21 protein-coding genes and 3 pseudogenes are annotated in these 21,703 nt (G+C 68.9%); 9 read left to right on the top strand and 15 right to left on the bottom strand.

Going from position 1 to position 21,703, the window contains the following annotated elements; translation table 11 throughout:
- Positions 1-9 precede the first annotated feature (9 nt).
- From D7M15_RS22270 to D7M15_RS22250, 5 genes are all read left to right on the top strand, one after another.
- The gene (locus tag D7M15_RS22270) at positions 10-1,185 is read left to right on the top strand and encodes a tyrosine-type recombinase/integrase (protein ID WP_206337405.1); all 1,176 of its coding nucleotides are present in this window, start codon (positions 10-12) and stop codon (positions 1,183-1,185) included.
- Positions 1,182-3,647, top strand: coding sequence for a tyrosine-type recombinase/integrase (locus D7M15_RS28780; RefSeq protein WP_206337404.1), 2,466 nt, complete (start codon positions 1,182-1,184; stop codon positions 3,645-3,647). Before D7M15_RS22270 ends, D7M15_RS28780 begins: the two co-directional genes overlap by 4 nt.
- 5 nt (positions 3,648-3,652) lie before the next feature.
- Positions 3,653-4,195, top strand: coding sequence for a DUF6262 family protein (locus D7M15_RS22260; RefSeq protein ID WP_240649425.1), 543 nt, complete (start codon positions 3,653-3,655; stop codon positions 4,193-4,195).
- Positions 4,196-4,438: 243 nt separating this feature from the next.
- The gene (locus D7M15_RS22255; protein WP_165906316.1) at positions 4,439-5,176 is read left to right on the top strand and encodes a TauD/TfdA family dioxygenase; all 738 of its coding nucleotides are present in this window, start codon (positions 4,439-4,441) and stop codon (positions 5,174-5,176) included.
- On the top strand, positions 5,173-6,114 hold the full coding sequence (locus tag D7M15_RS22250) for a hypothetical protein (RefSeq protein WP_121519114.1): 942 nt from the start codon (positions 5,173-5,175) through the stop codon (positions 6,112-6,114). Before D7M15_RS22255 ends, D7M15_RS22250 begins: the two co-directional genes overlap by 4 nt.
- 37 nt (positions 6,115-6,151) lie before the next feature.
- On the opposite strand, the gene D7M15_RS22245 is transcribed toward D7M15_RS22250, so the two are convergent.
- The 3 genes and pseudogenes from D7M15_RS22245 to D7M15_RS22235 form a co-directional block, all read right to left on the bottom strand.
- A complete protein-coding gene (locus tag D7M15_RS22245; protein WP_121519113.1) occupies positions 6,152-6,484 on the bottom strand; it encodes a hypothetical protein in 333 nt (110 codons plus the stop codon).
- A 254-nt stretch (positions 6,485-6,738) separates the two neighbouring features.
- Positions 6,739-7,428: pseudogene (locus tag D7M15_RS22240) on the bottom strand (DNA-processing protein DprA); the annotation flags it as partial.
- Between the two features lie 145 nt (positions 7,429-7,573).
- A pseudogene (locus D7M15_RS22235) lies at positions 7,574-8,497 on the bottom strand (ATP-binding protein); the annotation flags it as partial.
- Positions 8,498-8,666: 169 nt separating this feature from the next.
- Between D7M15_RS22235 and D7M15_RS22230 the strand changes: the two are divergent.
- Genes D7M15_RS22230 through D7M15_RS22215 form a run of 4 tightly spaced genes read left to right on the top strand, consistent with a single transcriptional unit; the run spans position 8,667 to position 13,494 of the window.
- Positions 8,667-9,794, top strand: a complete 1,128-nt coding sequence (locus D7M15_RS22230; protein WP_240649424.1) for a tyrosine-type recombinase/integrase — start codon at positions 8,667-8,669, stop codon at positions 9,792-9,794.
- Positions 9,791-10,123 (top strand): helix-turn-helix transcriptional regulator, encoded by a 333-nt coding sequence (locus D7M15_RS22225; RefSeq protein ID WP_121519111.1) that lies wholly within the window; start codon positions 9,791-9,793, stop codon positions 10,121-10,123. Before D7M15_RS22230 ends, D7M15_RS22225 begins: the two co-directional genes overlap by 4 nt.
- Entirely contained in the window at positions 10,120-12,543 is a 2,424-nt protein-coding gene (locus D7M15_RS22220; RefSeq protein WP_121519110.1) for a hypothetical protein, read from the top strand. Before D7M15_RS22225 ends, D7M15_RS22220 begins: the two co-directional genes overlap by 4 nt.
- A 51-nt stretch (positions 12,544-12,594) precedes the next feature.
- Positions 12,595-13,494, top strand: coding sequence for a hypothetical protein (locus D7M15_RS22215; RefSeq protein WP_121519109.1), 900 nt, complete (start codon positions 12,595-12,597; stop codon positions 13,492-13,494).
- A 51-nt stretch (positions 13,495-13,545) separates the two neighbouring features.
- On the opposite strand, the pseudogene D7M15_RS22210 reads toward D7M15_RS22215, so the two are convergent.
- The 12 genes and pseudogenes from D7M15_RS22210 to rpsP all read right to left on the bottom strand — a co-directional run.
- A pseudogene (locus D7M15_RS22210) lies at positions 13,546-14,259 on the bottom strand (magnesium chelatase domain-containing protein); the annotation flags it as partial.
- Complete coding sequence (locus tag D7M15_RS22205) at positions 14,259-14,633, bottom strand: YraN family protein (RefSeq protein WP_121519108.1); 375 nt, start codon at positions 14,631-14,633, stop codon at positions 14,259-14,261. The pseudogene D7M15_RS22210 and the gene D7M15_RS22205, both read right to left, overlap by 1 nt.
- Before the next feature lie 265 nt (positions 14,634-14,898).
- Positions 14,899-15,222, bottom strand: a complete 324-nt coding sequence (locus D7M15_RS22200; protein ID WP_121519107.1) for a DUF2469 domain-containing protein — start codon at positions 15,220-15,222, stop codon at positions 14,899-14,901.
- Positions 15,223-15,261: 39 nt separating this feature from the next.
- A complete protein-coding gene (gene lepB, locus D7M15_RS22195) occupies positions 15,262-15,999 on the bottom strand; it encodes a signal peptidase I (RefSeq protein ID WP_121519106.1) in 738 nt (245 codons plus the stop codon).
- Between the two features lie 74 nt (positions 16,000-16,073).
- A complete protein-coding gene (gene lepB, locus D7M15_RS22190; protein WP_240649423.1) occupies positions 16,074-16,901 on the bottom strand; it encodes a signal peptidase I in 828 nt (275 codons plus the stop codon).
- Positions 16,894-17,886 (bottom strand): signal peptidase I, encoded by a 993-nt coding sequence (gene lepB / locus D7M15_RS22185; RefSeq protein WP_240649422.1) that lies wholly within the window; start codon positions 17,884-17,886, stop codon positions 16,894-16,896. The genes lepB (D7M15_RS22190) and lepB (D7M15_RS22185) overlap by 8 nt, the downstream gene beginning before the upstream one ends.
- A gap of 154 nt (positions 17,887-18,040) precedes the next feature.
- Entirely contained in the window at positions 18,041-18,784 is a 744-nt protein-coding gene (gene lepB, locus D7M15_RS22180; RefSeq protein WP_240649421.1) for a signal peptidase I, read from the bottom strand.
- Positions 18,785-18,829: 45 nt separating this feature from the next.
- The gene (gene rplS / locus D7M15_RS22175; RefSeq protein ID WP_121519105.1) at positions 18,830-19,180 is read right to left on the bottom strand and encodes a 50S ribosomal protein L19; all 351 of its coding nucleotides are present in this window, start codon (positions 19,178-19,180) and stop codon (positions 18,830-18,832) included.
- A gap of 131 nt (positions 19,181-19,311) precedes the next feature.
- Positions 19,312-20,217, bottom strand: a complete 906-nt coding sequence (trmD, locus tag D7M15_RS22170) for a tRNA (guanosine(37)-N1)-methyltransferase TrmD (RefSeq protein WP_121519104.1) — start codon at positions 20,215-20,217, stop codon at positions 19,312-19,314.
- The gene (rimM, locus tag D7M15_RS22165) at positions 20,214-20,735 is read right to left on the bottom strand and encodes a ribosome maturation factor RimM (protein ID WP_121519103.1); all 522 of its coding nucleotides are present in this window, start codon (positions 20,733-20,735) and stop codon (positions 20,214-20,216) included. The genes trmD and rimM overlap by 4 nt, the downstream gene beginning before the upstream one ends.
- 85 nt (positions 20,736-20,820) lie before the next feature.
- Positions 20,821-21,060, bottom strand: a complete 240-nt coding sequence (locus D7M15_RS22160) for an RNA-binding protein (protein WP_121519102.1) — start codon at positions 21,058-21,060, stop codon at positions 20,821-20,823.
- A 2-nt stretch (positions 21,061-21,062) separates the two neighbouring features.
- Positions 21,063-21,515 carry a 30S ribosomal protein S16 gene (gene rpsP, locus D7M15_RS22155; protein ID WP_121519101.1) on the bottom strand — a complete coding sequence of 151 codons (453 nt, stop codon included), beginning with the start codon at positions 21,513-21,515 and terminating at the stop codon, positions 21,063-21,065.
- Positions 21,516-21,703: the final 188 nt, after the last annotated feature.

The following is a 21,703-nucleotide window of genomic DNA, read 5'->3' as shown; positions in this document are numbered from 1 at the left end:
GCGTTTCATGTGACCCTGCCGTCGGGGCAGCGGTACTGGACGGTGTTGGACGGTCAGTTGATCCCGGTGGCGGCTGCGGATCGGTATTTGCAGCACGTGCGGTTCGGGAAGGGCAAGGCGGAGTCGACGACGCAGACGTACGCGTACGCGATCGCGCTGTTCTTACGGTGGTGTGTGCGTACGGAGCGGGACTGGCGTACGGCGGCGCCGGACTTGGGTCTGTTCATGACGTGGCTGCGTTACGCGCCGAAGGGCGTTTCGGGTGTCGAGGCGTTGTCGGGGTCGGTGGTGATGGCGGGGCCGGGGCGCAAGCCGGTCCGCAGTGAGAAGCGGGTCAACGGGGTGTTGAGCGCGGTGCGCGGGATGCTCGCGCACGCGGTGACACATGGTGAGGTGCCCGCGTCGGTGCTGCCGGTGCTGTTCGAGATCGCCTTGACGCAGGATCTGCCGGCCGCGGCTCGGGGCGAGGCCGCCGGGACGGGGCTGCGTCTGGGGGTGAGGCATCGGATGCGGGAGCCGAAACGGCCGGTGGACCGGGCCAGTGACGAGGAGATCCTGGGGCTGCTGCGGGCCTGCCGGACGGCTCGGGATCGGATGATGCTGCTGTTCATGGGCCGCGGTGGTCTGCGGCGCGGTGAGCTGGTGGGGCTTCGCCGCGAGGACATGCATTTCCTGCTCAGTTCGGTGTCGCTGGGCTGCTCGGTGGCGGGTGCGCATCTGCATGTGGTGCGCCGGGAATTGAATCCGAACGGGGCGTGGGCGAAGTCGAGGCGGGAGCGGGTGGTTCCGGTCGATCGGCTGCTGGTGCAGGCGCACGACCGGTATGTGATGGAGCGGATGGCCTGCCGCGCGGCGGCGGCCTGCGATTTCGTGCTGGTGAACCTGCAGCGTGAGCCGCTGGGAGCGCCGATGCCGCCGCGGGCGGTGAACGAGCTGCTGACTGCGCTCAGCGAGCGGGCCTGCCTGCCGCGCAGGGTCCGGCCGCATCAGCTGCGTCACGCTTTTGCCAGCAATGCCCGGGCTGCTGGGGCGGAGTGGGATGAGCTGTCGGAGCTGATGGGCCACGAGTCGCCGGAGTCTTTGACCCCTTACTTGCATGTTGATTCGCAGGTTCTGCGGGACGCCGTCGAGCGGGTTCCCTCGCCGCGGCAGTTGGTCACCGGTGCGGAGAGGACATCGCGATGACGATCACTGCGGTGCGTGAGGCCGAGCAGCTCACCGGCTCCGATCCTGAGGTGGAGCGGCTGCGGGCGCGTCTGGACCCCCAGTTCCTGGCAGAGGCGGGCTGGGACGAGGGCACCTTGACGTTGATGATCCCTGCGGGTCATCCGTTGCTGGCTTGGACGCGGTGCGTCAATCCGGCGTGTGTCTCCGGCGCGACGTTGCTCTCGGGGCTGTGCCACGCCTGCCAGACCAGGTGGAACCGGTCCGGGCTGGGCTTCGAGGAGTTCTTGGGCAGCGTGGAGGCGGATAAGAAGAAGCCGCGGCAGCGCTGCGTGGTTCCGCAGTGCGCCCGGATGTGGGCGAGTTCCGTTCAGAAGCTGTGTGAACCGCACCGCTCCCGGTTCCGCAACCTGGGTCTTTCGAGGGAGGAGTTCTTCGCTCATCCGCTGGTCAAGCCGATGCCGCCACTGGGGATCTGTGGGGTGGTTGCATGCTCGCGGGAGCGGGAGCTGACGACGAGCCCGTACTGCCAGGCGCACATGATGAAGTGGAAACGGCTGGTCCGTGACGGCGAGCCGGAGGCCGCGGACGAGACGCGCTGGGCGCGGACGGAGGCTCCGGCGCCGGATCATCCGGGGGCGGTGCCGCTGGCGGGGCTGTCCCCGCTGCTGGTCGTGGAGGTGCTGTTCGCGACGCAGGAGCGGATCGGGCAGGAGGTGAAGGTGTCGCCGCAGAAGCTGCGGTCGACGGTCAACTGGCTCCGGCGGCAGGAAGTGCCGTCTCTGATGGACGTGCCGGATCTGGACGACAAGAGGATCAAGAACACCGCCGCCCTGCATGCCCGGCTGCTGCGGGACCACGTGGTGCGGGCTTTCCTGGACCCGGAGGTGGAGCGGCGGAAGCCCGACCAGTGGGATGCCCGCGCGTGGGGTCACCGCGGGGTGCTGGATTTCAAGGGCATCAGCCAGAAGTGGCTGCGCGAGGCGGTGATGATGTGGCTGGTGGACGAGTTGCCACGGCACTACGGCAAGAGCGCGACCCGGTTCCTGCAGGCTCACGTTGGCGCGGCGGCCCGGCTGTCGAAGAGCCTGCGAGCTTTCCGCGAGGACGGTGGCGACGTCGCGACGGCAGTGGACCGGGCGGACATGGAGAACTTCATGGGTCGGCTGACGTTCCAGGTCGCCCAGGTCGACGATGACATGACCGAGAGCCTGCGGCGCAACACGCTGCGGATGCTCCGCAAGCTGCTGAACCGGACCCGGGCGCTAGGCGCCTCCCGACCGGGCGGCCCGATGGCGGGCGTCTCGGAGGACTTCGCGCTGCGGGAGTCCGACATCCCCAAGGAAGACAAGCGCAGGAAGCCCCGCGATCTGCCGGCCGTCGTGCTGCGGCAGGTTTGCGGGCAGCTGGACCGGCTGGAGGAGGCCGCTTCACGGGAGGTGCGGGTGGCCATCGACGTGATGATCGACACCGGCCGGCGTCCGGATGAGATCTGCAAGCTGACTTGGGACTGCCTGGCCACCGATCCGAGGGGGAAGTACGAGCTGATCTGGACGAACTTCAAGTGCAACCGCTTGGGCCTGCGGCTGCCGATACCCCAGGCCACCGCTGATGTGATCCGGGAGCAGCAGCAGCGGGTCCGCGCCCGGTTCCCGGACACGCCGTTGTCGGAGCTCGTGCTGCTGCCTGGCTCGATCCGCAACCCACGCGGCACGCGGTCGGTCGCATTGGGCACGATCCAGGAACGGCATTCAGAGTGGGTCGCGGCGATGCCGCCGATCGTGATGGAGGACGGCAAGACGCAGTTCGACCGGTCCAAGGTGGTGATGTATTCCTACCGGCACAGCTATGCCCAGCGCCACGCGGACGCCGGTGTCCCGATCGACCAGCTCCGCAAGCTCATGGACCACGATCTTATGGAGTCGACGCGCCGGTACTACCGGGTGACGGAGGAACGGACCCGCAAGGCCGTCGACACGGTCGCCCGGTTCCACTTCGACCGGCACGGCAACCGCACCTGGCGTGAGGCGAGGCAGCTGCTGGAGTCCGAGCACGTGCGGCGGGGTCTCGAATCGGTGCCTGTGGCGTTCGGCGGCTGCCAGGAGCCCTCCAACGTCCAGGCCGGAGGGGGCGAGTGTCCGATCCGGTTCCGCTGCATGGGCTGCGACCACTACACCACGGATGTGTCCTATCTGCCGGACCTGGAGCGCTACCTGTCCGACCTGCTGCAGTCGAGGGAGCGTATTGCCGCGCTGAGCACGGCGGATGAGTGGGCGAAAGCGGAGGCGATGCCTTCGCAGGAGGAGATCGCCCGGGTCCGGCGGCTGATCGCGACGGTGAAGGACACGCTCGCCGAGCTTGAGCCGGATGAGCAGGACCAGGTGCAGGAGGCGATGGTGACCATTCGCAAGAGCCGGGCTGTCATGCTCGGCATGCCCCGCGTCGGCCAACCGGTGCCGGACGTTCGGATCGAGAGGCCTTGACCATAATGAGCAAGCCCGGTTCCCGCCGCACCGAGGCGATGGTCCGTGGCCGGCAGGCCGACACCGAGCGACGTCGCGTCCGGGTCGAAAAGGCGCTCGGCGACCTGCAGGCCGCCGGCGAGGAAGTGTCGGTGGCCGCGGTCGCCCGGCGGGCGGGCGTGGACCGCACGTTCCTCTACCGCCACCGCGATCTGCTGGCCCAGGTCCACACGGCCGAGCAGGCGCCGGCCGAAGGCGCCGTGGCGGGAGCCGGGGTCTCACGGGCCTCGCTGATGGCGGACCTGGCAGCCGCAGGTGAGCGCAATGCCCGGCTGATGGGCCGGATCAGCTTGCTCGAACAGCGGCTGTCGCAGTTGATGGGTGAGCAGACCTGGAAGGACTCCGGGCTCGGCGCCCCCGGCAGCGTGGAGAAGCTCCAGCAGAGGACCGTGCAGTTGGAGCAGGAAAAGGGCGAGCTCAAACTCAAGCTGGAGGAAGCCCTAGAGGACCTGGAGGCGGCGCGGGCAGCCAACCGGGAACTGACCCGGGTGCTGAATCAGCAGGGCTGAACACCGGCCGCCGCCCCCTGACCCCTGTTCACTTGCCGATCATGTCGCCGGCGCTAATCCGTGTCTCCTGCCCGGTTCCTCCCCCTTCGGGTGGCGACTTCGTCGCGGATGGGACGGATCACATCCAGTTCCTGCCCGGCACCGGGCCGGCCAGCCGCCAGTTGGCGCTTTCGCGCGATGACGACGCGAGCAAGATCAGAACGCTGCCAGGACGACATCGGCCTAATCGTTGGCCGGCGGTGCATGCAGAACATCCAGTCGCACAGCGCGGGCGAAATCCTTAAGGCAGTCGCACTGGCGGGGAGCATCGGTACATACTGCGGCATGTCACGGATGCTGGAAGACCTGCTTGACGAGAGCAGGGCTACGGGGTGGGCGGCAGGCCAGGGAACCCTTGCGCAGGTGCAAATGGACGCCGCGGTGCTCGGGTGGGTCGAGGTGCCAACGCGTCGTGGTGGCCCAGCGGTCAGCACTTTGAGACCGGTCGACCCGGCCGAGGCGGAGCCAAATTCCCTGAGCGCACGCTACGGCAGGGACGCCCAGCCTCTGCACACCGACGGCGCACATCTGTCGAAACCCCCCGACATCGTGGTCCTCACGTGCGCGACCACGAGCACAACGCCAACGCGCCTTTGGAACAGGCCGCGCTACGGCCGCGCCAGGACCCAACTGCCGGAGCACGTGCGCCACGGCGTTTTTCTGATCAGCAGTGGCGCCGAGAGTTGCTTCGGCACTGCCTACTCGGGCGGCCGCTTCCGCTACGACCCGGGATGCATGCAGCCCTGCGATGCGCGAGCACGACAGACGGTGCAATATTTCGTTGACGTTGCAAAATATGCCGATGAGCACATATGGGGCGAGCCTGGCCAAGTGCTCTTGATCGACAATCGTCGGGTCCTCCACGCTCGAGCCTCGGCAACGCAAGAGCCTCAGCGAGAGATCCAGCGAGTCAGTTTTCACCTGAAACGCGAGGCATCATGACCGGGCCCTTCGACCACGAAGCCCTCTGGACCAAGGCGAAGCTCTTCCTCAACCGTGCCATGGACGACGACACCAGGTCGTTTGACGAGCAGGCTCTATGGGCGGCCCTGGCACTTGAGCTTTTGGCCAAAGCCGCCCTCGCACGCGTCTCACCGCTCTTGATCGCGGAGCCGAACGAAGAAGGCACCAACCTCCTCATTGCGAGCGGACTCGTCAAGGGCGACGCCAAGTTCACTTCTGTGCGCGCGAAGACCCTGATGGCCCGCTGCCACAAAGCGTTCAAGCCCTTTGATCAGGCAGAAGCAATGAAGATCATTCATGGCCGGAATGAGTATCTCCACAGCAGCGGTACTGGCTTCATGGCGATCCCATCGCACGCCTGGTGGCCCAGATACTGGGCGCAGGCTGCCATCCTAGTCACAGCTCTTGATCGTGACGTGGAAGAACTGGTAGGCGGAGATCGCGAATTTACGGTCACCAAATATCTCGAACAGAACGCCAAGAATCTTGAACAGCGCACCGAAGCACTGATCGAGCGGGCCAAACAGCGTCGACAGCAGTGGCTCGACGGAACCCTCCCCGCGAAAGTCGCTGCGGAGTGGAAGACTGGGCAGTACCTATCGGCTCAGATGTCGCACAGCGAGGCCGCGACCTGCCCGGCCTGCGAGTCGGCTGGACTCATCGAAGGCGAGGAAGAACTCGGCCAGGATGTTAATTACCGGCCCAGCGCCGACTCCGGGCAAGACGAGGAATACTATGAATATCTAGAGGACGTCTCGGTGACTTTGACCATCGGCGCCGAATACTTCAGCTGCCCCGCCTGCCAGTTGGTCTTGAACAGCTACGACCTAATCAGGCAGGCAGGAATGGACACTGAATTCGATGTTGAGGGCGACATCGACGACATCGCTCAAGAGCCAGAGTACGGAAATGACTAACTGAGCATGTTCGCTGGCCTCTCGTCGCTCTCGCGCTTTACGCCGCGGCGACGCCCCGTTCATAACCCGAAACAGAAATGACGCGCCCATCGGCGAGCGTCCTCTTGTGCCCGACCACCGAGTGCCTGACGGAGGGTTGGTGTGGCTCGTGCACTGCCCCAGGGCCGGCGACCGACCCGAAGTCCTCGGCGTCCCGAGCGGTGCTTTGCTCCATGGTGTGCCTGACGGCCACGAAGACGGCGGCCAGTCCCAGGGCGCCAACGGTGAGGATCGTCGGCTTGTGCTTCTTGATCAGGTTCTTCGCGGCCTTGGTGAAAGAGACGGGCTCGCCGTCCTCGGAGGTGGGGTCGCTGGGTGTGTCGTCATTCACCCGCACAGATCTACAGGACCCAGCCCGCACCTGTCAGGCAATCACCTGACATCAAATGAGGCCACGGGCAGCCACAGTCGGATGCGTCGGCGGCAGAACTGGCCGCTTCCGCAACACGACGACAGCCGTCCACAGCCCAACTGCGTCCCTTGCACGACACCTGTTGCACTCGATAGGATTCCCCTCAATCGGCCACTGAGCTGCACGTATTGAGACTTCCGCAACCCTCAGAAGCACGCGACCCCAACAGAAGGAGCGATCACGCGGTTCCGCTGGACGAAGCGGCTGCGCGTGGGGTGGGCGCCCGCTGGCAGCTCCGCGAGCAGCAGTCCGTGCTCCCCGATGCTCCGGATCAGCCGCTCGTGTCCGCGTGGGTAGGCGACGTCCACTCCACAGGCCAGTACGCCGACGGTCGCGCCGTCGACTCCGAGCGCGCCCCGGTGCGCGGCGCCGTCCACGCCGTAGGCGGCGCCCGACACGACCGTCCAGCCGCGTTCGGCCAGCCCGGCGGACAGGGTGGCGGCCATGTGCACGCCGTAGTCCGTGCAGGCTCGGGCCCCGACGAGCGCGACGGAACGGAGCGCCCAGAACCGCAGCGAGGGTGCGCCGCGCACCCAGAGCCCGACCGGTCGTCCCGTGCCGAGGTCGTCGAGCTGCGCGGGCCACTCCGGGTCGCCGGGGCAGACGAAGCGGCAGCCCGTGTCCTCGGCCGTCGCGAGGTCCGCCTCCGGGTGCGGGAGGTCGCGTGCCCGCAGTCGGAAGCCCTCCCAGCGTTGTGGAGACGCACCGTCCAACCGCCCTCCGCCGCCCCGGAGGGCGCGAAGGACTTCCTCCGGACCGCGCTCCGTCAGCCAGCGGCCGACCAGTTCGTCGCCGGGCTCGGTGACCCGCGCGAGCGCGACGCGCGCCAGCCGTTCGCCGTACGGGACGCCCGGCCCCGGGATGCCCCCGCCCGGCCCGGTCACCGCCACCGTCTCCACCGGCTCCGCCGACCACGGTTCCTCCGCTCTCACCACCGCTCCTGCGTCGACGGACGGCTCGCTGGTCGTCCCGGCCGCGCCGTCCGACGCCGCTGCCACCGGCTCCCGTTCACCGCGCACGGCCGACCCCCGAGAGAGTGCTCCCCCGCGCGACGCCCGTACGCAGCTCCAGCGCGCACCCGACGTCGGCGGCCGTGGGTCGGCCGTGGCCCGCGAGGTCCGCCACCGTCCACGCGACGCGCAGCACCCGGTCCAGTCCACGGGCGGTGAGCATGCCCCGTTCCATGTCCTCCTCGGCGGCGCGCAAGGCACCGGTCACCACCGGCCATCGTTTGCGGAGCGCGTGCCCCGGCACTTCGCTGTTCGTGGTCCAGCCGGTGCCCTCGTACCGCGCCGCCGCCCGCTCCCGCGCCTCGCGCACCCGCGCGGCGACCGTCGCGGTGGACTCCGCCGAGCCCTCCAGCGCCGACAGCTCGGAACGGGTGAGCGGCTGGACGGTCACCCGCAGGTCGACGCGGTCCAGCAGCGGCCCGGAGAGCCGGGCCCGGTAGCGCCTGATCGAGGACGGACGGCACTCGCACCCCGCCGCGCTCAGACCGTGCCGTCCGCAGGGACAGGGGTTGGCCGCGAGCACCAGCAGGAAGCGTGCGGGGAGCCGCATCATCCCGCTGGCCCGCGCCACCACCACGTGTCCCGATTCGAGCGGTTGCCGCATCGCGTCCAGCACCCGCCCGCTGCATTCGGCGGCCTCGTCCAGAAAGAGCACCCCGTGGTGTGCCACGGAGACGGCGCCGGGGTGGGGCAGTCCGGAGCCGCCGCCGATGAGCGCGGCCATGGTCGCGGAGTGGTGCGGCGCGCAGTACGGCGGCCGCTCCACGAGCGGGTGGCCGGGCGGCAGGGTCCCCGCGACCGAGTGCACCGCCGTCACCTCCAACGCCTCCGCGCGGCTCAGCGGCGGGAGCAACCCCGGCAGCCGCTCCGCCAACATCGTCTTGCCGGCACCCGGCGGCCCGCTCAGGAACAGGTGGTGCCGGAACTGCGCGGTATTGCATCTAATGCACGATCCGAAAGGGCTTCAAGTCGCTGATCTCGGACAACCCTCCCCCTGTCCATCGCCGTACGCCAAGCCTGTGGCCTGCTGGTTTGCTGAACACTTCCCGCCTAATGCAAGATTCGTGCACTTGACGGGAAGGATGTACAGGGTGTCGAACGGCGCAAGACCGCCCATTGTGGGTGCGGCTCGACTAGAGCTGTTGGACGGGGTTGCTCTTCTGCGTCCCGACGACGCGGTGTTCGAGGCAATGCTCAGCGGGTTCGCCAAGCAACAGCGGGGCGGCCGCCGGCTCGACAGGAAGACCATCAAGGGCCGCGACGGGCAACTGCGCCGGTTTGCCAGGTTCACGAACGAGTACCCGTGGAACTGGACCGCCTCGCACATGGACGAGTGGATGGTGTCCCTGATCAGCGAGAAGGGGATCGCACACTCGACGCTGCGGTCCTACCAGCTAACGGTGCGGCTGTTCTGCAACTTCCTGACCAGCCCGGCCTACGAGTGGGCGGCCGAGTGCGAGAAGCGGTTCGGCACTCACCCGGTGCAAATCTGTCATGAGTGGAACACCGTCCAGCACTTGACCGACTACGAGGGGCAGGGCGAGAGGCGGCCGTTCACCCGGGAGGAGCTGCAGAAGTTCTTCGATTACTGCGACGACCGGATCGACGTAGCTGCCCGCAGCCGCCGCAAGGGTGCCTTGGCGGCCTACCGCGACGCCACGCTGTTCAAGGTGCTCTACGGGTGGGGCCTGCGGAGGAATGAGGGCTGCAAGCTCGACCTGGTCGACTTCCACCGCAACGCTGCGGCGCCCGAGCTGGGCCGGTACGGGATGTTGCAGGTCCGCTGGGGCAAGGCGACCAAGGGTTCTCCGCCGCGGCGACGGAACGTCGCCAGCGTGATGCCGTGGACGGTGGAAGCCGTCGAGGACTACGTGGTCAACATCCGGCCACGGTTCGGCGTGCCGGACCACCCGGCCTTGTGGGTAACCGAACGCGGGGGCCGCCTACAGCCACGCGAGGTCAACGACCGTTTCACCACCTACCGCGACGCGATCGGCCTAGCCCCCGAATTGACTCCGCACTCGCTTCGCCACAGCCACGTCACGCACCAGATCGAGGACGGCGGCGACCCGAAATTCGTTCAGGACCAGGTCGGACACCGCTATGCCAGCACGACCGCCATCTACACGGCGGTCAGCGGCGACTTCATGAACACAATGATGCGCAAGGCCTTGGACCGGGCCTTCGAGCGGGACTCGGACATGGGAGACACCGGATGACGGCCAAGTTGGACTACACCTGGCGGCTGCGCGAAATCATGGCTGAGCAGGGCATGTTCACCACTGCGGCTCTGCAGCCACTGCTGGCCGAACGCGGGGTGACACTCTCCACCAGCCAGGTCTACCGGCTGGTGACGGAGAAGCCGGAACGGCTTAGCCTCAAGGTCCTGATGGCCCTGATCGACATCTTCGGCTGCCCCATGGACGACCTGATCAAGCCGATCGCCTCCGCCAGGGCCACCCGTTCCAAGCGCACGGCCGACGGCACCGAGGCGGGCATCGGCAGTTTCCGCCCGAAGCGAGCACGCATCACCGGCCCGGAGAAATGACCACTGAACTTCCCGTTCCGCTGCCCGAACCGGACGACACCGTCGTCTCCGTCATGGCCAGCATCGAGCCGGACCTGACCGAGGAAGTCGTACGTCAGGCGGTCGCCGAGGCCGCCGTGTCCCGCAGCAAGCGCCGCCGCCTGGCCCGCGCCCTCACCGAGGACCCGGATCTGCTGGTCTCTGGTCGCCCCGAGGGCCCGGCCGTGATCGGTGACTTCATCCGGGCACTGCTCGCGCACGGCTCCCGCCGGGCCGTTCTGCCTCGCTGCGCCGAATGCGGCAGCGCGAAGAAGCTAACCAGCCTGCGAGCCGACGGTAGACGCATCTGCCAGCCCTGTCATCATAAGAACCGTGCTGCGTCGCTGAGTTGTGTCGAATGCTCCCGGCCAGCCCGCATCTACCGCCGCACCCGCACCGGCGAGGCGATCTGCCGTGACTGCTGGCGGTTGCCCGATGGCGACCCAGTCGCCATGATCAGCGCGGCCGTCACCACCGTCGCCCAAGACGCCGATCCCATGGCTGTCCGCCGGGCCGTCGAGTCCGTCGCGCCGGTCGGCAACGTCTATCTGATGTTCCGGCTTCTCTGGGAGATCGAGGACACCCCGAGCCTACTGACCGGGGAGGGCGCCACGGGGTCCGCGCGGGCTGCCCGGCTGATCACCGCGCTCACCGGCGCTGGCGTCGCCGTCACCGCGCCGGCCTGCCACGGCTGCGGCGAGATCCGGCCGCTCTCCTACGTATTGGACGATCGTCGCTGCTGCCTGACGTGCTATCGAAAGTCCAATTCCGCGCCCTGCGGACACTGCGGCAAGGAGCGGGCGATCGCGACCCGCCGCCCAGACGGGACACCGCTCTGTTCGGGCTGCCTGCGCCACGAGGCCGACCGGGTGGTCACCTGCGTCCTCTGCGATCGGGTCCGCCCCGTCGGGCGACGGACCAAGGACGGGGCTCTCTGCCGCGCTTGCTTCCGGCCCACCCTGCGGACCTGCTCGTTCTGCGGCAAGGGACCACGACGCTGCTACCGGGCCGCGACCGGGATGCCCCGCTGCGACACCTGCTCACGCGCCCGCCGGACCTGCATCGGCTGCGGCAAGGACAAGTACGCTGCGGCTCGGACCGAGGACGGTCACCTTTGCGAGACCTGTTGGCAGAAGAACCCGATCTCCTTCAACCCTTGCCGGCTCTGCGGGACGGTCGAGTACCTGCACAGCTACGGCCGCTGCCACAGCTGCGTCCGCGACCAGCAGGTCCGTCAAGCGCTTTCCCGCGATGGCATCATGCGCCCTGGCCTTCAGCCGGTCCACGACGTCTTGGTCGTCGGCGGAGCAAAGGCCGGGCTGAGCTGGCTGGAGCGGCCCAGTGCCCGCACGATTCTCGACGCCCTCGCCGACGGCACCTGCCTGCCCACCCACGAGGGCCTGGACACACTGCTGCCGAACAAGTCCGTGGCCTTCCTGCGGGCCGCCCTCGTCACGGCTGAAGTCCTGCCTGCCCGCGACGAACGGTTCACGGCCCTGGAGCAGTGGATCATCTCGGCGACCGAGGCCGTCCCGGACGACGGCGAACGCAAGCTCGTCCGACGCTTCGCGACCTGGCATCACCTACGGCGCCTTCGGCGCAAGGCGGCGAAGCGTCCTGTCACCTCGCCCCAGGCGACAGCCGTCCGGGCCAGCGTCCGCGCCGCCGTCGCCCTCCTGGTTTGGCTGCGCGAACATGGCACCGACCTCCAGCACTGCACCAAAGCTCACCTGGACGAGTGGATCGATGGCGGGTCCACTACCCGCTACGACGCCCGCGGTTTCGTCGAGTGGTGCCGCAAGAACGGGCACATCGGCAAGGACCTGGAGATTCCGGCCCGCGAGAAGCTGAGCCCTGTCCGGCCGACGGACGAAGACGAGCGTTGGGAAGTCAGCCGTCGCCTGATGCACGACGCCGACCTCGCCATCGAGGATCGGTTCGCCGGGCTCCTCGTCCTGCTCTATGCCCAGCCCCTCACGGTGGTCTCACAGCTGCCGGTCACGGCGGTGATCGTTGAAGGGGCGCGGACGTCGCTGATACTGGGTGACACGCCCCTGCTGCTGCCTGATCCCGTCGACAAGCTCGCCCGGCAGCTCGTCGCGCGGCGACGAGGACACGCCACGATCGGCACGACGGCGGACTCACCCTGGCTCTTCCCGGGTGCCCTTACCGGCCAGCCCCTCAGCAGCTACCACCTCGGGAAACGGCTGAAGCGCCTGGCCATCTACTCACGTCCGGGCCGGACCTCCGCACTGATGAACCTCTCCGCCCAGCTGCCGGCGGCAATCCTCGTCGAGCTACTGGGCATCAGCCCCGAGACTGCCACTGCCTGGACTCAGGAAGGCGGCCACTGGGCCCGATACGCGGCAGAACTTCAGGAACGGCCGCACCCACGGGGCTGAGGTCGAAAAAGTCGACCCGCCTCATGGCCGAATCGGCCTAGGGTCCAGCACATGCAACCCAAACAACTCAAGATCTCGTCGCAACGGTGGATGTCTGGGGCGCTGGCTGCCTTCTCTCAGGGGTCGGAGTCATACGACTTCGCGGTCCATCACGCCGGGGTCGCGGCAGAGCACCTACTCAAGGCATACCTCGCAAGCCTGCACCCAGCGTTGATCGTCGAGGGCAAGGACTTCAACTCACTGCTTCATGCGACAGGCCACGGCACCCTTGCCTCCCTCGACCTCAGCCGAGCCAAGACCATCGGCGTCGTCGAGGCGCACGCGCGAGTGCACGGGCTCCTGCGGAAGCAGATGCCCATCGACGCTAAGACCTTCCTGCCGGTCGCCGTCGCACGCAACGGTGTTGCACATCTCGGCATCCACGACGTTGCTGAGGTCCAGACGGTCTTCACGACATGCCTCCGGGTGATTGACCCCCTACTCACAGAGCTACAGATCGACCCGAAAACCTACTGGGGCGGCTACGGGCAACTTCACGAGATACTGATCGCCAAGCATGTCGAGGAAGCTCGCATCGCTCTGGCGAGCAAATTTGCCAAAGCGCAAGCGGTCTTCGAGCAGCGTTACGCTCACTTGGCTCCACATGAACGAGAAGCTGTGCTGGCCACGATCACTCAGCCACAGCCGTCACCCAACCACGGGGAACACGTCGAGGAAGCGCTATGCCCCGCTTGCGGGTCACGCGGCGATCTCATTGGGGAGACCCACGCCCTGCCTCCTGATGAAGGCGTCTACTTCGCTCCCTACGCCTTCACCTGCTCCGCCTGCGGCCTTGACCTCGATGGCGACGAGGAGCTGGGAGGTCTTGCTGATGAGGTTCCCATCGACATGACGCTCGACGAGTACTACTCCGATTGGGAGCCCGACGAGGACATGTATCGAGGCAGGTGATCCCTCCGGATCCGAGGTATTCCCCAACGTCCGTTAGCCGTAGTTACCAATACCCGCCGCCGCCACCTCCAGCGCCTTGCGCGCCCCGGCCTGTCCCGCGACGTCCGCCAGGTCCAGGTGCCGTTCGCCCCCGGCCGTCACGGCGCGCCCCGAACCCGGCACCAGGAACCCGCCGAGGACCGCCTCACGACGGCCCGGCGCACCCGGCCCTTCCCCGCTCCCCTCGTCCGGCCCGGTCTCGTCCGGCACCGGTTCGTCGGTGAGCAGCGCGATCAGCTGCCGCAGGCTCCGCACCCCGAGGACGGCCATGTCCGGTACGAGCGACGCCTCCGCGACCGCCTGCTCCGGGACGACGACCTGCCGGTAACCGGCGTCCGCCGCCGCCAGCACGGCGGGCAGGATGCCGCGGACATGGCGGACCCGTCCGTCGAGCCCCAGCTCACCGATCATCATCAGGTCGGCGATGGCCCGGGGGTCGATGCGTTCCGCCGCCGCGAGGACGGCGCAGGCGACACTCAGGTCGAAACCGCTGCCGCTCTTGGGCACGGAGGCCGGGCTCAGTCCCACCGTGAGCTTCTTCTGCGGCCACTCCGCGCCCGCGTTGACCACCGCCGCCCGCACGCGGTCCCGGCTCTCCACGAGGCTCTTGTCGGGGAGCCCCACCAGGGTGAACGCCGCGACGCCCGGTTCGAGATCCGCCTGGACCTCGACCACGACGCCCTCCACACCCACCAGTGCGACCGAGCACGTGCGCGCGAACGCCATCACGCCACCCCCCGTACGTGCTCCACGCGGGGCGCGCCCCGGACCGGCAGGACCACGCCGACCAGGTCGATCCGGACCCCTCCGGTGGGCGGGCGGCCGTACCGCGCCAGCCAGCGTTCGTGCAGCCAGCGCGCCGCCAGCCGGCGCAGCCGGGCGGCCTTGTTCGGGGTGAGCGCCGCCATCGGGTGTTCGTAGACACCCGCGCGGCGCGTCTTCACCTCGCAGATCACCAGCGAGTCCCGGTCCCTGGCGATGATGTCGACCTCGCCGTCGGCACAGCGCCAGTTCCGTTCCAGAACGGCCATGCCGGTCTCGCGCAGCCTGCGGGCGGCCAGGTCCTCGCCGTAGCGGCCGAGTGCTCCTCGGGCATTCATGGGTACCACCTCCGCCACCGACTCTGGCGGCGGAGGCGACACCCGGATGATCTTGCTCGATTCCGGTGGACAACTCGCCGGTTGTGGAGAAGTCCGTCACCCGCGAGGGTCAGCGGCGCGACGCGGCAGTGACGTACGGCGGCCACCGTCGTTCAGTCCGTGGAGCCGCGTGGGGGCATGAAGCCGCGCGCGTCGTAAGCGGCCCGTCGGGCACCGACGCCGGGCCCGGCCCAAAGCCGCGCGCGTACGGGCGCCGGGTCGCCGCTCAGCCCTTGAAGCCGGAGTCCTCGGGGAGGTCGAGTTCGTTCTTGTTCAGTTCCTCGACGTTCACGTCCTTGAACGTGAGTACCCGCACCTGCTTGACGAAGCGTGCCGGTCGGTACATGTCCCAGACCCAGGCGTCAGCCATGGACACCTCGAAGAAGACCTCACCCTGGACCGAGTGCACCTGCATCTCGTAGTCGTTGGTGAGATAGAAGCGCCGTTCCGTCTCGATCACGTACTTGAAGAGGCCGACCACATCGCGGTACTCGCGATAGAGCTTCAGCTCCATCTCGGTCTCGTACTTTTCGAGGTCCTCGGCGCTCATGGCATGTTCCCCTTCAGCCGTGCGTCCCCCCATTGTGCGTCAGCCCAGACGAGCACGTGCAGCCCTCGCCCGGCGTCGCACGATCGGCCCATACGCCGCACCGCCCATGATCAGCGCGGCACCCGCCACGATCGCGACCAGCAGCAGAAGCAGCGGCCCGGGGTCGGACACCCCGCCGGGCAGGTCCGCGAACGCGTCCGGCCGGTCCACCGCGCCGAGGCTGCCCACCGGCCACGCGGTCGCGTCGACCCGTGCGTTCACCGCCGAACGCGGGACGGCCCAGTCGTCGCCCTGGAGGCGTACGCGGGAGTCCTGGGAGCCCTGCCGGTAGTCGCCGAGCAGGAACAGCCCGTCGTCGGGGACCGTCTCGTCGAAGCCCGTGGAGGACGCCGGTCCGCCGCCGCGCAGATACGGCTCCGCGACCGGGCGGCCGTTCACGCTGAGCCTGCCCGCCTTGTCGCAACAGACGACCTTGTCGCCGCCGACCCCGATGACCCGCTTCATCATCGGCAGGTCGCCCCAGAGGGAGTCCTCGAAGACGACGACGTCGCCGCGTCGCACGTCACCGCCGTCTATGCGCTCCGCCAGTACGCGGTCGCCGGCCTTCACCGTGGGGTGCATCGACTCGGTCGGCACCGTGTAGGGCTGGTAGGCGATGGCGCCCCAGACGAAACCGCCGAGGAAGAGCACGCAGCCGAGCGCCACCGCGAGACCGGACAGCGCGTTCCCCCGTGCGCTGCCCGGTACGCCGTCGCCCGTACGTCCTGCTTTGCCCATACGTGTGCTCCCGGGTGTCGCCGCAAGAACCTGGGGAAGGTCCGGGCGCACCTTACCGGGGCGTACGGAATCCGTCAGCCCTTGATCGACTGCTGACCGGCGGACTCGCCCGTCACCGCGTCCTCACGGCGCCCACGTCGCCACAGGACCAGCGGGACCGCGCCCACGAGGCCGAGTGCGGCCGGGGTGGCGCTCGCGACGCCGCCCGCCAAGCCGTCCTGCTCGAACGTGTCGGGCACCGGCAGCGGCCCCATGCGGTCGATCGGCCAGGCCACGACGATGGCACGGCCGACGGCCTTGTCGACGTCCACCATGCCGCCGTCGGTCTCCTGGTGGTAGCGGGAGTCGAGCGAGTCCTCGCGGTGGTCGCCCATCACCCACATCTTCCCGTCCGGGACCTCGACGGGACCGAACGGCTTGTCGTCACAGGCGGCGTTGCCGGGGAAGAGGTACGGCTCGTCCAGGGACTTCCCGTTGACCTTGACGGGGCCGCCCTTCTCGCACTCCACCGTGTCGCCGCCGACCCCGATGACGCGCTTGATCAGGTCCTTCTCGTCCGCCGACGGCATCAGGCCGATGAAGCTGAAGGCGCTCTGCACCACGTTCTGCTCGGTGTCCTGCTCGGGCAGCCAGCCGCCCGGGTCGTGGAAGACGACGACCTCGCCGCGCTTCGGCTCCGCGCCCCACCAGGGGCTCAGCTTGTCCACCAGCACCCGGTCGCCGATCTGCAGGGTGTCCTGCATCGAGTTCGACGGGATGGAGAACGCCTGGAGCAGGAACGTCTTGATGACCAGGGCCAGCACCAACGCGACGCCGATCAGCAGCGGAAGCTCCTTCCAGAAGGAGCGCGCCTGCTTCGGCTTCGCGTGTCCCCCCTGCCGCTCCGGCGCGGGCTCAGTCACGCTGCCCGTCTCGCCCGGCACGCCCAGCACGTCCGCGCGGCCCGGTTCCCCGGCCCCACCCGCCGAACCTCCGGGTACGTGCTCCTCGCGCGGCGCGGGCGGACCGCCCGGCGTCTGTTCCCCGGTCCCCCTCGGCCCTTCCGTGTCGCCCGAACCGGACCGCGCGCCCACCGCCACGTCCCCCACACCCACTCCTCACACTGCGCTGTTGCCTGTCCCACCACCGGGAAAAGCCCACCACTCCCATAACGAGCGGGAGTTCCGCAGGAGTCGGGAGCTGAAGCATCCGATTGTCCCCGAGACCCTCCGCCGCAGTCGGGGCGCCCTTCGCGTCCGGCACGGAGGCGTACGTCTCCCGTTCCTCCAGGCCCTGCCAGTGGTCGAAGGGCCACGCGATGACGACGGCACGCCCGACGATCTTGTCCTCGGGAACGGTGCCCCGGCCCTTGTCGTCCAGGTGGTACCGGGAGTCGGCGGAGTTGGAACGGTGGTCGCCCATCACGAAGACGCGACCGATCGGCACGTTCACCTCGAAGCGCATCTTGGACGGCTCGTTGTCCGGATGGAGGTACGGCTCGTCGAGCGGCTCGCCGTTCACCGTCACCCGGCCGTCCTTGCCGCAGCACTTCACCGTGTCACCGCCGACCGCGACCACGCGCTTGATCAGGTCCTGCTCGTCGTCCGAGGGCAGCAGACCGATGAACGTGAGGAACTCCTTGCCCTGCTTGATGCCGACAGGGTCGTTCACCGTCGTGTTCTGCTCGTTCTCCAGCCAGCCGCCGGGGTCCTTGAAGACGACCACGTCACCGCGTTCCGGTTTCGATCCGAACCACGGTGTGAGCTTGTCCACGAGCACCCGGTCACCGATCCGGATCGTCTGCTCCATCGAGCCCGACGGGATCACGAACGCCTGCACCAGGAACGTCTTCAGGACCAGCGCGATGAGGAGCGCCACCCCGATGAGGATGGGTATCTCCTTCGTCATCGACAGGCGCCTGCGCCGCTCGATGCGCTTCGCGGCACGGCGTCGCGCCGCGCGGCCCTCCCCGGGCCCGCGCAGCGGCGTGGCCGGGGCCTCGTCCGGCGGTGGCGGGGGGCTTCCCTCGGGCCGCCGGTGGTGTCCGTACGACCGGCCGTGGTTACCCATGGCCGACCGTCCCCGCGCCTTCCCCCGCGGCGGAGGAACGGACGGATTCCCAGCGGCCCACGGGCCAGCCGATCCAGTCGGCCCGGCCGATCACCCGGTCCACCGGGACGGTGCCGCCGCCGGGGCTGCCGAGGTGGTCGCGGGAGTCGCTGGAGTCGGAACGGTGGTCGCCCATCACCCACAGCCGCCCGCCGGGCACCGCGATGTCGAACGGCACGGTCGACGGCTCGTCCCCGCGACGCAGGTAGTCCTCCTCCACCGGCACGCCGTTCACCTCGATCCTCCCCCGCTTGTCGCAGCACCTCACGCTGTCCCCGCCGACTCCGATGACGCGCTTCACGTAGTCGGTCTCCGACGGTTCCACCAGGCCCACCGCGGCACCGGCCTCGTGCAGCAGGCCGGTCAGTGGGTTCCCCTGCGACTCCTCCTCGGCTGCGAACGATCCGGTGCCGTCAAAGACGACAACGTCTCCGCGCTCCGGATGGTTGCCGAAACGATAGGCCAGTTTGTTGACCAGTACACGATCGCCCACCCGCAGGGTCGGCTCCATCGAGGAACTCGGAATCAGAAAAGGCTGCACCACGAAAGCGCTGACCAGCAAGGGCGCCACCAGCACGGCGACCGCGGGCACCCCCAAACGAAGGGAGCGCGACCGGCGTCGCCGTCCCTCCTCCGGGACCGGTGAGCGGTCGCGCTCCATGCCGTCGTACTCGTACGGCGCTTCGTCGTTGTGCATCGGACCGAGAGCTTAGCCAGCCGCCCCCGAACGCCCGACAGGAGATCAGTTCTCGCGCTTCTCCTTGATCTTCGCGGCCTTGCCGCGCAGGTCACGGAGGTAGTAGAGCTTGGCACGGCGGACGTCGCCGCGGGTCACGACCTCGATCTTCTCGACCACCGGGGTGTGCACGGGGAAGGTGCGCTCCACGCCGACGCTGAAGCTGACCTTGCGGACCGTGAAGGTCTCGCGGATGCCGGAGCCCTGACGGCGGATGACGACGCCCTTGAACTGCTGCACACGGGAGCGGTTGCCCTCGACCACGCGTACGTGGACGTTGACCGTGTCACCGGGGCGGAACGGGGGGATGTCGTCCCGCAGGGAAGCGGAGTCGACGCCGTCGAGAAGGTGGGACATGTCCGTCTGCTTTCCTCGCCGATGCCACAGGTCATCAGCGGAAGTGTCGTGTTGCTGGATGAGGGGCCACCGCTCCGAGCGGGCGTCGGTCCCCCTGTGGCAGGGGCGCGCGCCGGACGTGAGGCAGCGGCCTATTCTTCCACGGGCTCGCCCCTACGCCCAAATCGGCCCTGCCCAGGGGCGTTCCCACCGGAAGCGGCGGGTCCGGCGGAGCCGTCCACCGGCTGCCAGCCCAGCGCGGCGAGGGCGGCCCGGTCGTGCTTGTCGAGCGCGGCGGGGTCGGAGCCCTCGATCAGGTCGGGGCGGTTGGCGCTCGTACGGGCCAGGGCCTGGTCCCGGCGCCAGCGGGCGATACGGCCGTGGTGACCGCTCAGCAGCACCTCGGGGATGCCGCGCCCGCGCCACTCGGGCGGCTTGGTGTAGACGGGGCCCTCCAGCAGGCCGTCCATCGCGCCCGGCGCGAACGAGTCGTCGCGGTGCGACTCGGCGTTGCCGAGCACCCCGGGCAGCAGCCGCGCGACGGCCTCGACCATGACGAGGACGGGGGCCTCGCCACCCGCCAGCACGTAGTCGCCGACGGAGACCTCGCGGACGTCCAGCCGGTCGCCGTACTCGTCGATGACCCTGCGGTCGATGCCCTCGTAACGGGCGGGGGTGAACACCAGCCAGGGTTTCGCGGCGAGTTCGACCGCCAGCCGCTGGGTGAACGGGCGTCCGCTGGGCGTGGGCACGACGAGCACCGGCCCGGCGTCTTCGGCCCCGCCCTCGGCACCCGCGCCGTCCGCGACGCCGTCGGGCGCCGCAGCGCCGGAGGCGAGGACCGCGTCCAGCGCCTCGCCCCAGGGCTCGGGCTTCATCACCATGCCGGGGCCGCCGCCGTACGGGGTGTCGTCGACCGTGTGGTGCCGGTCGTGCGTCCACTCCCGCAGGTCGTGCACGCGCACGTCGAGCTGGCCACGGGCGCGCGCCTTGCCGACGAGTGAGACGTTCAGCGGTTCCAGGTACTCCGGGAAGATCGTGACGACGTCGATCCTCATGCGGGGCCGTCCTCGTCGAGGAGGCCGGGCGGCGGGTCGACGACGACGCGCTGGGCCACGAGGTCGATCTCCGGCACGATCTGCTCGACGAACGGCACGAGCACCTCGTCACCGCCGGGTCGGCGCACGACCAGTACGTCCTGCCCGGGGAGGTGGGCGACCTCCGCGATACGGCCGATCTCGCGCCCGTCGCGCGTGACGACGTCCAGGTCGGCCAGCTGGTGGTCGTAGAACTCCTCGGGGTCCTCCGGCCGTTCCTCCGGATCGACCTCCGCGATCAGCAGCGTGTTGCGCAGGGCCTCGGCGGCCGTACGGTCCCGCACCCCGGCGAAGCGCAGCACCAGCCGTCCGCTCTGGACGCGACCGCTCTCGATGGTGAGCGGGCCGGTGGCGGCGGGCTCGGTGGCGAGGACCGCGCCGGGGCCGAGGCGCACCTCCGGCTCGTCGGTGCGCACCTCCACCGTGACCTCGCCCTTGATGCCGTGGGCGCGGCCGATACGCGCGACTACCAGCTGCACTTGCTCGTTCCCCTTCACAAAGACCGGCAGCGGCCGAGGGAGGCCGAAGCCACCCCCGGCCGCTGCCGGTACTGCCTGCTGCGGTTCAGCGGACCTGGTCGACGTCGACGAAGTCGACGCGGACGCCACGGCCGCCGAGTGCTCCCACGACGGTGCGCAGGGAGCGCGCGGTGCGGCCGTTGCGGCCGATCACCTTGCCGAGGTCGTCGGGGTGCACCCGGACCTCGATGACCCGCCCCCGACGCAGGTTGCGCGCGGCGACCTGCACCTCGTCGGGGTTGTCGACGATGCCCTTCACCAAGTGCTCGAGGGCTTCCTCGAGCATCCTCAGGCTCCGGTCGACTCGGTGGCGGCCTTGTCGGAGTCGGCCTGCTCGGCCTCGTCCGCCTTCTTGTCGGCCTTCTTGGCCTTGGGGGTGATCGCCTCACCCTTCGGGCCGTCGGCGGCGTCCTTGGAGGCGGCCTCGAACAGCGCCTTCTTGTCGGCCTTCGGCTCCGGCAGCTTCATCGGCTCGGGAGCCGGGAGGCCCTTGAACTTCTGCCAGTCACCGGTGACCTTGAGGATGGCCGCGACCGGCTCGGTCGGCTGCGCGCCGACACCCAGCCAGTACTGGACACGCTCGGAGTCGACCTCGATGCGCGAGGGGTTCTGCACCGGGTGGTACAGCCCGATCTCCTCGATGGCCCGGCCGTCACGGCGGGTACGGGAGTCGGCGACGATGATGCGGTAGTGAGGCGAACGGATCTTGCCCAGTCGCTTCAGCTTGATCTTGACTGCCACGGGTGTGGTGTCTCCTGGTCTTGACGTGGTTGGGCACGAGGGAAAGCCACGTGGGGTTGTGGTACCCGAGTGCCCGAATGGACGCGTCAGCCGGAGGAGAGAGGGGTCCTGTGCGACTGTCGAGTACAACCGCACATGATGCCACACCTCACCCGGTCGGCAGAACGCGGCCGGTCTCCCCGGCCCCT

The organism is Streptomyces sp. Z26 (assembly GCF_003665095.1).
GTDB classification, from domain to species: Bacteria; Actinomycetota; Actinomycetes; order Streptomycetales; family Streptomycetaceae; genus Streptomyces; species Streptomyces phytohabitans.
Note: the sequence above shows the minus strand (reverse complement) of the source record. Positions and strands in the feature narration are given on the sequence as shown.

Excerpts from the sequence above, each read along its gene's own strand:
- D7M15_RS28780 (WP_206337404.1), top strand. The coding sequence starts at position 1,182 with ATGACGATCACTGCGGTGCGTGAGGCCGAGCAGCTCACCGGCTCCGAT.
- D7M15_RS22260 (WP_240649425.1), top strand. The coding sequence starts at position 3,653 with ATGAGCAAGCCCGGTTCCCGCCGCACCGAGGCGATGGTCCGTGGCCGG.
- D7M15_RS22255 (WP_165906316.1), top strand. The coding sequence starts at position 4,439 with ATGCAGAACATCCAGTCGCACAGCGCGGGCGAAATCCTTAAGGCAGTC.
- D7M15_RS22250 (WP_121519114.1), top strand. The coding sequence starts at position 5,173 with ATGACCGGGCCCTTCGACCACGAAGCCCTCTGGACCAAGGCGAAGCTC.
- D7M15_RS22225 (WP_121519111.1), top strand. The coding sequence starts at position 9,791 with ATGACGGCCAAGTTGGACTACACCTGGCGGCTGCGCGAAATCATGGCT.
- D7M15_RS22220 (WP_121519110.1), top strand. The coding sequence starts at position 10,120 with ATGACCACTGAACTTCCCGTTCCGCTGCCCGAACCGGACGACACCGTC.
- D7M15_RS22215 (WP_121519109.1), top strand. The coding sequence starts at position 12,595 with ATGCAACCCAAACAACTCAAGATCTCGTCGCAACGGTGGATGTCTGGG.
- D7M15_RS22205 (WP_121519108.1), bottom strand. The coding sequence starts at position 14,633 with ATGAATGCCCGAGGAGCACTCGGCCGCTACGGCGAGGACCTGGCCGCC.
- D7M15_RS22200 (WP_121519107.1), bottom strand. The coding sequence starts at position 15,222 with ATGAGCGCCGAGGACCTCGAAAAGTACGAGACCGAGATGGAGCTGAAG.
- lepB (WP_121519106.1), bottom strand. The coding sequence starts at position 15,999 with ATGGGCAAAGCAGGACGTACGGGCGACGGCGTACCGGGCAGCGCACGG.
- lepB (WP_240649422.1), bottom strand. The coding sequence starts at position 17,886 with ATGACGAAGGAGATACCCATCCTCATCGGGGTGGCGCTCCTCATCGCG.
- lepB (WP_240649421.1), bottom strand. The coding sequence starts at position 18,784 with ATGCACAACGACGAAGCGCCGTACGAGTACGACGGCATGGAGCGCGAC.
- rplS (WP_121519105.1), bottom strand. The coding sequence starts at position 19,180 with ATGTCCCACCTTCTCGACGGCGTCGACTCCGCTTCCCTGCGGGACGAC.
- trmD (WP_121519104.1), bottom strand. The coding sequence starts at position 20,217 with ATGAGGATCGACGTCGTCACGATCTTCCCGGAGTACCTGGAACCGCTG.
- D7M15_RS22160 (WP_121519102.1), bottom strand. The coding sequence starts at position 21,060 with ATGCTCGAGGAAGCCCTCGAGCACTTGGTGAAGGGCATCGTCGACAAC.